The organism is Anaerotruncus sp. G3(2012) (assembly GCF_000403395.2).
Lineage (GTDB): Bacteria > Bacillota > Clostridia > Oscillospirales > Ruminococcaceae > Anaerotruncus.
The window spans coordinates 54520-63363 of the sequence record NZ_KE159660.1 but is presented as its reverse complement, the minus strand read 5'-3'; the positions used below and the strand labels follow the sequence as shown (position 1 = coordinate 63363).

General features: G+C 60.0%; 5 protein-coding genes and 1 tRNA gene. All 6 read left to right on the top strand.

All coding sequences use genetic code 11. The annotated features are described in order from the left end of the window. Nucleotides 1–865: 865 nt before the first annotated feature. Entirely contained in the window at nt 866–2791 is a 1926-nt protein-coding gene (locus C814_RS22190; protein ID WP_016317897.1) for a DnaB-like helicase C-terminal domain-containing protein, read from the top strand. A 1421-nt stretch (nt 2792–4212) separates the two neighbouring features. After that, nucleotides 4213–4530 carry a hypothetical protein gene (locus C814_RS10985; RefSeq protein ID WP_016317895.1) on the top strand — a complete coding sequence of 106 codons (318 nt, stop codon included), beginning with the start codon at nt 4213–4215 and terminating at the stop codon, nt 4528–4530. A gap of 171 nt (nt 4531–4701) precedes the next feature. Then, nucleotides 4702–4775, top strand: a tRNA-Gly gene (locus tag C814_RS10975). A 351-nt stretch (nt 4776–5126) separates the two neighbouring features. After that, entirely contained in the window at nt 5127–5804 is a 678-nt protein-coding gene (locus C814_RS10970) for a hypothetical protein (RefSeq protein ID WP_016317894.1), read from the top strand. Nucleotides 5805–6026: 222 nt separating this feature from the next. Further along, complete coding sequence (locus tag C814_RS10965; RefSeq protein WP_016317893.1) at nt 6027–7325, top strand: flagellar filament capping protein FliD; 1299 nt, start codon at nt 6027–6029, stop codon at nt 7323–7325. A 27-nt stretch (nt 7326–7352) separates the two neighbouring features. Continuing rightward, on the top strand, nt 7353–7985 hold the full coding sequence (locus C814_RS22185; RefSeq protein WP_016317892.1) for a hypothetical protein: 633 nt from the start codon (nt 7353–7355) through the stop codon (nt 7983–7985). Nucleotides 7986–8844: the final 859 nt, after the last annotated feature.

The window sequence follows — 8844 nt, the reverse complement described above, 5'->3', positions numbered from 1 at the left end:
AGGTCGGGGCGGGCACTGACATGCGTGTCCCTTCCACCCAGCCAAAGGCGGGCACCCTTCCGGGGGGATACATAAGGGGGCTTCCCCCTTATGTGCACTTTTGGTCCCTTTTCGTGCATCCGAAAAGGAACCCGCCGCGCGGGGGCGGACACCCCGCATCCCGGTGCCGCCTGCGGCACACTTCTCAAAAAAGGTAAGGTGCTGCACCGCTGTACATCCCCTACCATCGTCTGGGGGCGGAAGAGGGTGCAAGTCAGCCCTGAGCATGAGCGTTTGTCTGGGGGCGTGGGGTTTTTTAAGGGGCGTTGCCCCTTAAATGCACTTTTGGTTCCTTTTCGTGCATCCGAAAAGGGACCCGCCGCGCGGGGGCGGATACCCCGCATCCCGGTGCCGCCTGCGGCACACTTCTCAAAAAAGGTAAGGTGCTGCACCGCTGTACATCCCCCACCATCGTCTGGGGGCGGAAGAGGGTGCAAATCAGCCCTGAGCATGAGCGTTTGTCTGGGGGCGCGGGGTTTTTTAAGGGGCGTTGCCCCTTAAATGCACTTTTGGTCCCTTTTCGTGCATCCGAAAAGGGACCCGCCGCGCGGGGGCGGATACCCCGCATCCCCTGCCGCCGGAAGGCGGCATTCTTCTTTAAAAAGGTAAGGTGCTGCACCGCTGCATAGAAAGAACCCCAGCGTGGGGGCGGATACCCCGCATCCCGGTGCCGCCTGCGGCACACATCTCAAAAAAGGTAAGGTACTGCACCGCTGTACAAAAAAGCGCCGAGCCGCACCGCTGCACAAAAAAGGCGCCCGCAGGGCAGTTTGCGAAAACGGGGGAAATCTGATACAATATGGGGAGAAAAGAGGGGGGACAGAGGATGAGGACGCACGAATCACTGATACAGGAACTGCGGGCGCTGCTGCCCGAATACATGGCGCAGAAACGGATCGTGGTGGGGGGGCGGCGGAACCGGCTGATCCGCTGCATCAACCCGGACCACCGGGACTCCACCCCGAGCATGAGCTACCACCAAAAGACCCAGCGTCTGCACTGTTTTGGCTGCGGGAAAAGCTACGACATTTTCGAGCTGATCGCGATGGATTATCCCGAGTGCGACAGCTTCCCGCGGCAGATCAAAAAGGCGTGTGAAATCTTTGGGATCCCGTTCCCGGAGGGGTTCGGGCGCACCGATCCCGCGTCCGAAAAAACGGTGCAGGTGCGGCGGGGCAGCCCGGAAAAAAAAGCGCCGGAACCGGTGCCGGCAGCCGACTATACCGGCATGGTGGAGGAGGCGGTCGCGGCCTGCGGGACAGGCGGGAGCTACTTTGCGGCGCGGGGGATTCCGGCGGAACTGTGCGCGCGCTACCGGCTGTTTGAGCGGGATGGACGGGCTTATCTGCCGCTGTTCGAAGGCGGGAGATGCACCGCCTATTGCGCCCGCGCAATCCGCGACGGGGTACAGCCGCGGTACAAAAACAGCACCGGCTCGATGGGGCTGTTTGGGGTTGATTACCTCAAAGGGGAGGGGCAGGGCGGCGAACTGTTTGTGACCGAAGCGGTGTTCGACGCGCTGTCGATTGAGGCGTGCGGACGGCACGCGGTGGCGCTCTGCGGCGCGGGGAACGTGCGGCGCTTCCTGAACCTTTGCGCGGAAAACCCGGGGGCGGCGAACAGCTACCGGTTTGTTGCGGCGGGCGACCGGGACGCAGCCGGACAGCGGATGAACCGGGAGCTGCGGGAAGGCCTGGAGGGGCTGGGGCTTTCCTGCGGGGAGCTGATGCTGCCGGGGACGGTCAAAGACGTGAACGAACTGCTGGTGGCCGACCGCGCGGCGCTGGAAGAGCTGCTGATGCAGGCGGCGGACGCCGACCGGCTGGCCTACGCGCACACGAGCGCGGCGGACGCGGTGTCCGAGCTGCTGGATGCGTCGATCCGGCTGGGGAGCCGCCAGGCCGAGCCGACCGGGTTCCGGGCGCTGGACCAGCTTCTGGATGGGGGATTTTATGCGGGCCTTTACGTGCTGGGGGCGATCTCGTCGCTGGGAAAGACCTCGTATCTGTTGCAGATTGCCGAATATATCGCCGCGAACGGCACCGACGTCCTGTTTTTTTCACTCGAGATGGGCCGTCTCGAGCTGGTGGCGAAGGGGATTTCGCGCACCACCTGGCGGCTGGATCCGTCGGCCGCGCGGGAGGACGCGTTTACTGCCCGTCAGGTTCTGCGGATGCAGAACCAGCTTCCGGCCGGGCGTGCGCTCCTGCTCAACCGGGCGATCGAAGCCTATCGGAAATCCGCGGGCTGTTTGTTTGTGCGGGAGGGGATCGCGGAAATCGGCGCACAGGAGGTGCGCGAGGAGGTGCGGCAGCATCTGCGGCTGCGGGGGAAACGTCCGGTGGTGATGGTGGACTATCTGCAAATCCTCAAGCCCGCCGACCCCCGCGCCAGCGACAAGCAGAACACCGACCGCGCGGTGGTCGAGCTGAAGCGGATCAGCCGTGATTTCGACCTGCCGGTCGTGGCGATCTCCTCGTTTAACCGGGAGAACTATCGCAGCGCGGTTTCGATGGAGGCATTCAAGGAGAGCGGCGCGGTCGAGTACAGTTCGGACGTCCTGCTCGGTTTGCAGCTCGCCGGGGCAGGGGAGCAGGGGTTCGACGTCAACGCCGCCAAGACCCGCAACCCCCGCCAGGTCGAGCTGGTCCTCCTCAAAAACCGCAACGGCAGCCCTTATGGGCGCATCCCCTATGCCTACCATGCCGCCTATGGGTATTTCTCCGAACTGCGTTCCAGCTTCCGGCCCTAGCGGCTGTTCCGGCTCAAACGCACCGCCGGTTTTTTGCAGGGGGCAGTGGGCGGATTGCTGCGGGACGGCGGACGGATGCTTTCTGGAAGTGAAAAACAGCGTGAAAAAAGGAGGGGAATCCCCTCCTTTTTTGACTGAAAGCCATTTCCATAGAATGAAATGCAGGAGCTGCAACAACGGTATGCGGCCAGCCACACCATCCGATAGGGGGTGTGGCAATGCCAACCGCCATTTTCCTTGACTGGGAAGCACCGCCATGGTAGAATAAGGACAAGGTGCTGCTACAAACGGTTGCAGGCGGTTGGCCCCCGCATGAGACGGGGGATTTCCCCGTTTCGGAAGAAAGGGGGAGATGCTTATGGTTACATATTCGGAACTGTTCCAGTTCTGTCTGGTAATTCTGGGCGTTGTTACTGTCGTTTTAGAAGTAACAAAAAAGAAATAACCGCCACCCCGACAAAGTGATGCGGTTATTTCTGTACTCACAAAGGGGCTGACCGTCTGCGGGCAGCGCCTTTCTTTATGCTCATTATAGCCTGGAAACGGGACGCTGTCAAGCGTCCTGTTTTGACTGAGTGGAATCACTTCTGCACAGCACCTGGACGATCGACGCACAGGGCTTGCCGGGGAATCCGCCCCGCGCTGGGGTTCTTTTTGTGCAGCGGTGCAGCACCTTACCTTTTTTGAGAGGTGTGCCGCAAGCGGCAGAGGATGCCCGGTCCCGTCCGGGCGGACGGCTTGTTTTTTGCTTGTGCAAAAAGCAAGGTAAAAAGCACACATAAGGGGAAACCCCTTATGTATCCCCCGGAAGAGTGCCCGCCTTTGGCTGGGCGGAAAAGACACGCATGTCAATGCCCGCCCCGACCTGTTTTTTGCCCAGACAAGCCTCGCCCACTCGACCCGGGCTGTGCCGCAAAACCCCACTACACTGTGCCCGATCGGATCGGTGCACAAGGCCTGCCGGGGAGGGGCACACGGGGAGGGGTCGCTGACCCCTCGCCCGTGAGGCGCATCCTGCCCGAGCGTCGCGCGCAAGCGCGCTTCGGGCTGAAAGCCCGAGAAGCGATGGGCGTTGTTTTGGTCGGGAACCCAAAACAACATGCGCCCGGTGACCCCTCGCCCGCAAGGCAGCCCGCAGGGTCGTCGCGGCGGATGCCGCGATCTCGGCCTAAGAGCCGCCTGCGGCGGTTGGCCTCGAAACGCTCGCTGCGGCTCGCAGTCCGGGCCGCAGATCCGAGAAGACCCCCGAAGCAGGGAGCTTGCGCAACGGAAGTTTGGGTTCCAGCCCAAATTTCCGTTGCCAAACAGATCGTCATAGACAAAAATTTTCCAAAACGATTGACAAAATCCGACAGACCATTTATGATGGGAATGTGAGGTAACATGCACCAAATAAATGGTTTGATGCGGGTGTAAAGAGCATGAAAAAGATATGCGGCTTTCTTTTCCTATTCTTAACAGCCCTTTTTCCGATCTTTTCGATCGGGGTGGTTCTGGCGGACCTCTTTCTGCAAAAAAGCAGCGTTTCATTCGTCCTGCTTGTGGCGGGGACGGTCCTGCTTGTCATTGGGGTGGTCTATCTGTTCCTGCGCAGGGAGAAAAGGCAGGTGCTGTTTAGCCACGAGACGGACGAGAAGCTGTTCCGTTACCTTTCGAGAATGATGCGGTTTTCGCAGCTCCTGCTGATCGTGGACATCCTGTTCAAAGCGGTGCAGCTGTTTTACAGCCAAACCGCTTAAAGGCGGGAGCCTGCGGTTCGGCGGCTGGATTTTGCCTGCCAGCGCGCTTTGTCCACCGGGATGGCAGGCCGGTCCCGGCGGCTGGAAAGCGGCTGTATCCGCAGCGGTACAAAAAATTTTCCAAACGGCTTGACGAAACGCTCCGGACGCGCTATAATAAAGACCGACGTCGCAGGTGTGGTGCAATGGTAACACTTCTGCTTCCCAAGCAGACAACGCGGGTTCGATTCCCGTCACCTGCTCCAGAACAAAAAGGCTTCGCAGATGCGGGGCTTTTTTTTATTACACAGCGATGCAGGTGGGTTATCCTCTTAAAAAGGTGCGCCGCAAGCGGTGCGGGGCTTTTGCGCCCTTCTTCGGGGGCCTTGGGGCTGAGGACCGGGCTGGGGGCTTTGTCTGCTTCCTATTTAAATAGAGAAGTGCCGCGCAGCCGCGCAAAAAATGACAAATCGGTAACAAAGCGGCGCGGGAAATTACAAATTGGTTACAAAATGGTTACAAATTGACTTGACGATCCGGGCTTTGGTGGTATATACTATAAAATAAGGAAAAAGAGACGCCGGATTTCCGGTGCGGCAGAAAGGGAGGGATACGGCATGAAGCGGGTTTTTGCGTCGATACTGGCAGTTTTGGTGGCAGCTTTCAGTGGGGTTGCCGCGGCGGCGGTGCGTGAACCGGTCGAACCGCTCGCCGTATCCAGCGAAGCGCGGGAGGACAGCTCCCATGTGGCCATGCTCGACGATGGCGACGCGATCCTCTGGGGGGATGGCCTGGCTGCGCTTTCGTTCCCGGAGGGGCAGGTCCCCGGGCAGTTTTACGCGCGGCTGTCCACCCGGGCGGACGAGCGGATCATGCAGACGTATGTCCGCCCGGCGGATGCGCGGGCGTGGTTCTATACATTCGAAGGGCGCCCGATGGTGCCCGGCGCCGGGCGTGCGGCCCTGACGCTCGGCATCCCCTGGGAGCGTGACGGCCCGGATGCGCCCGCTGTGAGCCGGGTTTGGATTTACGAGATCGACGGGGACGGGGGCCTGGCTGACCGGACCGGGGAATTCCGGTATTCCGACCGCAGCCAGGACCCGGTTGCAGGGTGGTCTGCAAACGTGCGGGTTCTGGGGAGCTACCTCATCACCGACCAGCCGCTCGCGCCCCGGCCCACAGCGGCGTCCCCCGCGATCCCTTCCACCGGCTCGTCCGCAGCCGCGGGGCTTGCCGCCGCGGGCGTGATCGTCTCGGGCGTGGCGGCGGGCGCGGCCCTCTGCCGGAAAAGATAAAATAGCCATCTCTTCGAATGCCGCCGGAAGGCGGCGTTCTTTTTTTCTGAAAAAGCGGGATACCGCGCGGTGGGCAGGCATGGCCCGGATGTGAAAAATTTATGAAAAAAGCGCTTGGGCGGCTTGTTTTTCCAGAATGGCGGGCGAACATTTATAGTAGGAAACAGGCGCGCGGGAATACCCGCGTGTCCAGCCAAAATGCTAGAGTAAGGAGGAAAAGCCATGTTATCTGTCAATTCGGGAAACTGGATGAATACAGTCCTGTCGGGATATTCCCAGATGAATCAGATGAAGTATCTGACATCGATAAGCAGCAACAAGAGTGTTGGGGCGGTGGGCGCTTCGCGCGCCACGTCGAGCAGTACGCTGGGGACGGAGGATACCAAGTTCCTGAAAGAGTACAGTGAGAAGCTGTCCAAGCTGGAAGCAGCAGCGGACAAGGTCATCAACGGCAAGGCCGACAAGATGGCGGCTGCGTCGGAAGACCGCACCGTCGCGACTGTCTCGGGCAAGCTGGAGAACAAGGACGATACCTACGAGCTGCTGGTTACCCAGACAGCGTCGGGGCAGGTCAACCGTTCCAACGGCTACGCCAGCGAAGGCGAACTCCCCGCACTGGGCGGCTCGCTCAAGCTCCAGACCGCAAAAGGGACCTACAACGTCAGCCTGAGCTCGGCGGGCGCAAAGACCAACCACGAGGCGCTCGAGAAGTTCGCGGAGAAGATCAACAGCCTGAACGCGGGGGTTACCGCGTCGGTCACCAAGAAGGACGGGAAATCCTACCTTTCGATTGAAGGGGAGGCAGGCACCGGCAGCGGCGGCTTCACAGCGAGCGGCAGCGCGGCGGAATCGCTCGGGCTGGACAAGGTCGAGACCGAGGGCCGCGAGGCGGTGTTCACCCTGACCAAAAACGGCGAGGAGACCGAAACCTTTACGTCCAAGACCAATACTGTCGAGGTGGACGGGATCACCGTCAACTTCAAGGGCACCGGCAGCACCAAGATCAAGGCGGGCGGCAGCGATTCTTCCGCAGCGCTCGACGCGATGGAAGACCTGGTCAGCGCGTATAACGACGTCATCAGCTTCCTCGAGAAGAACGAGGACCGCGGCGTGGGCGTGCTCAAGCAGCTCAAGCGGATGGTGACCCCGCCGGTTTCCGAGCGTTCGCTCGAGATGATCGGGATGTCGGTCGGCAGCGACGGCAAGCTCAAGATCAACGGCGACAAGTTCATGGCGAAGATGGATGAGAACGCCAGCTTTGTCAAGGACCTGACCAAGCGGATTGCGGACAACTCCAAGCAGGACGCCCAGACCGGCCTGAACGCGCCCTCCGCAAGCCTGGTCGGCAGCTCGTCCGGCAGCACCGGCAGCGCAAACAAGAACATGTTCAGCAGCGTGGCGGGCGGCGCTTCGTTCGGCAACACCGACTATTTCAAGATGATGAGCACCTATAGCCGCATCGGCGTGCACAACATGTCCAACTATTATGCGGTCGGTATGATGATGAATTCGTTTATCTAACATTTTGTCTTTTGGGAGGGAAAATTCATGCAGATCGGGAACAATTCTGTTTATAATGCAGGCTATTCCGGCGCAACATGGTCCACTGCGGCGGCAAAAGCGGCGCAGAAAGCCTCTTCCGAGGCAGCGGATACTGCGGTGAAAGAGGAATCTTCCTCCGCGTCCGATCAGAAGGTCAACCAGGATACCTTCACCAAAACCGGGAACGATAAACCGGTCACCTACAGCAAAAACCAGCTGAATTCCGCACAGGTGCAGTCGCTCCAGCAGGCGGAGCAGGCGCGTCAGGACAGCTTTGTCAAGATGCTCCAGAGCATGGTGGTCAAACAGGGCCAGAAGAGCAACCTCACCCTGTTCGGGATGAACCTCTATGTCAGCCCCGAACAGAGCGCGGCAGCGGCAAAAACCCTCGAGCCGGGCGGCGAATATTCGGTCGACGCGGTCGCGGGCCGCATCATGGATATGGCCAAGGCCCTCTCGGGCGGCGACGCCTCCAAGATCGAAGAGCTGCGCAAGGCGGTCGAAAAAGGCTTCAAGGCCGCGGGCGTCGAGCTGGGCGGCAAGCTCCCCTCGATCAGCCAGAACACCTATACCGAGGTCATGAAGCGTTTCGACGACTGGGCAAACGAGTCCAAGAAAACTTCCGGCATCGAAGATTGATTCCTGAAAAAGGAGGGGATTTTTCCCCTCCTTTTTTCTCCCCTTTTTAAGAGGTGTGCCGCGAGCGGCAGAGGATGCCCGGTCCCGTCCGGGCGGACGGCTTGTTTTTTGCTTGTGCAAAAAGCAAGATAAAAAGCACACATAAGGGGGAACCCCCTTATGTATCCCCCCGGAAGGGTGCCCGCCTTTGGCTGGGCGGAAAAGACACACATGTCACAGCCCGCCTCGACCTGTTTTTTGCCCAGACAGGCCCTCTCACTCGCCCCAAGCTGTGCCGCAAAACCCCACTACACAGTGCCCGATCGGGACGGGCCTGCCAGCTTGCCGGCCTGTTCGGGTGCTGTGCAGAAGTGCGCTCCACTCAGTCAAAACAGGACGCTTGACAGCGTCCTGTTTTCAGGCTATAATGAGCATAAAGAAAGGCGCTGCCCGCAGACGGTCAGCCCCTTTGGTTTTGCAGAAATAACCGCATCACTTTCTCAGGGTGGCGGTTATTTCTTTTTTGTTACTTCTAAAACGACAGTAACAACGCCCAGAATTACCAGACAGAACTGGAACAGTTCCGCATATGTAACCATAAGCATCTCCCCCTTTCTTCCGAAACGGGGAAATCCCCCGTCTCATGCGGGGGCCAACCGCCTGCAACCGTATGTAGCAGCACCTTGTCCTTATTCTACCATGGCAGTGCTTCCCAGTCAAGAACAAGAGAGGAAATGCAATTCCGCTTTAAGGCAGTATCCGTTTGGCCCCAGCCCAAACGGATAGGCGCTCGCGCCTTCCTCGGGTCTTCTCGGGCCTGCGGCCCGAAGCGCGGCATCCGCCGCGACGACCCTGCGGGCTGCCTCACGGGCTAGGGGTC

Coding starts and splice junctions, on each gene's coding strand:
- C814_RS22190 (WP_016317897.1), top strand. CDS start 866: ATGAGGACGCACGAATCACTGATACAGGAACTGCGGGCGCTGCTGCCC.
- C814_RS10965 (WP_016317893.1), top strand. CDS start 6,027: ATGTTATCTGTCAATTCGGGAAACTGGATGAATACAGTCCTGTCGGGA.
- C814_RS10985 (WP_016317895.1), top strand. CDS start 4,213: ATGAAAAAGATATGCGGCTTTCTTTTCCTATTCTTAACAGCCCTTTTT.
- C814_RS22185 (WP_016317892.1), top strand. CDS start 7,353: ATGCAGATCGGGAACAATTCTGTTTATAATGCAGGCTATTCCGGCGCA.
- C814_RS10970 (WP_016317894.1), top strand. CDS start 5,127: ATGAAGCGGGTTTTTGCGTCGATACTGGCAGTTTTGGTGGCAGCTTTC.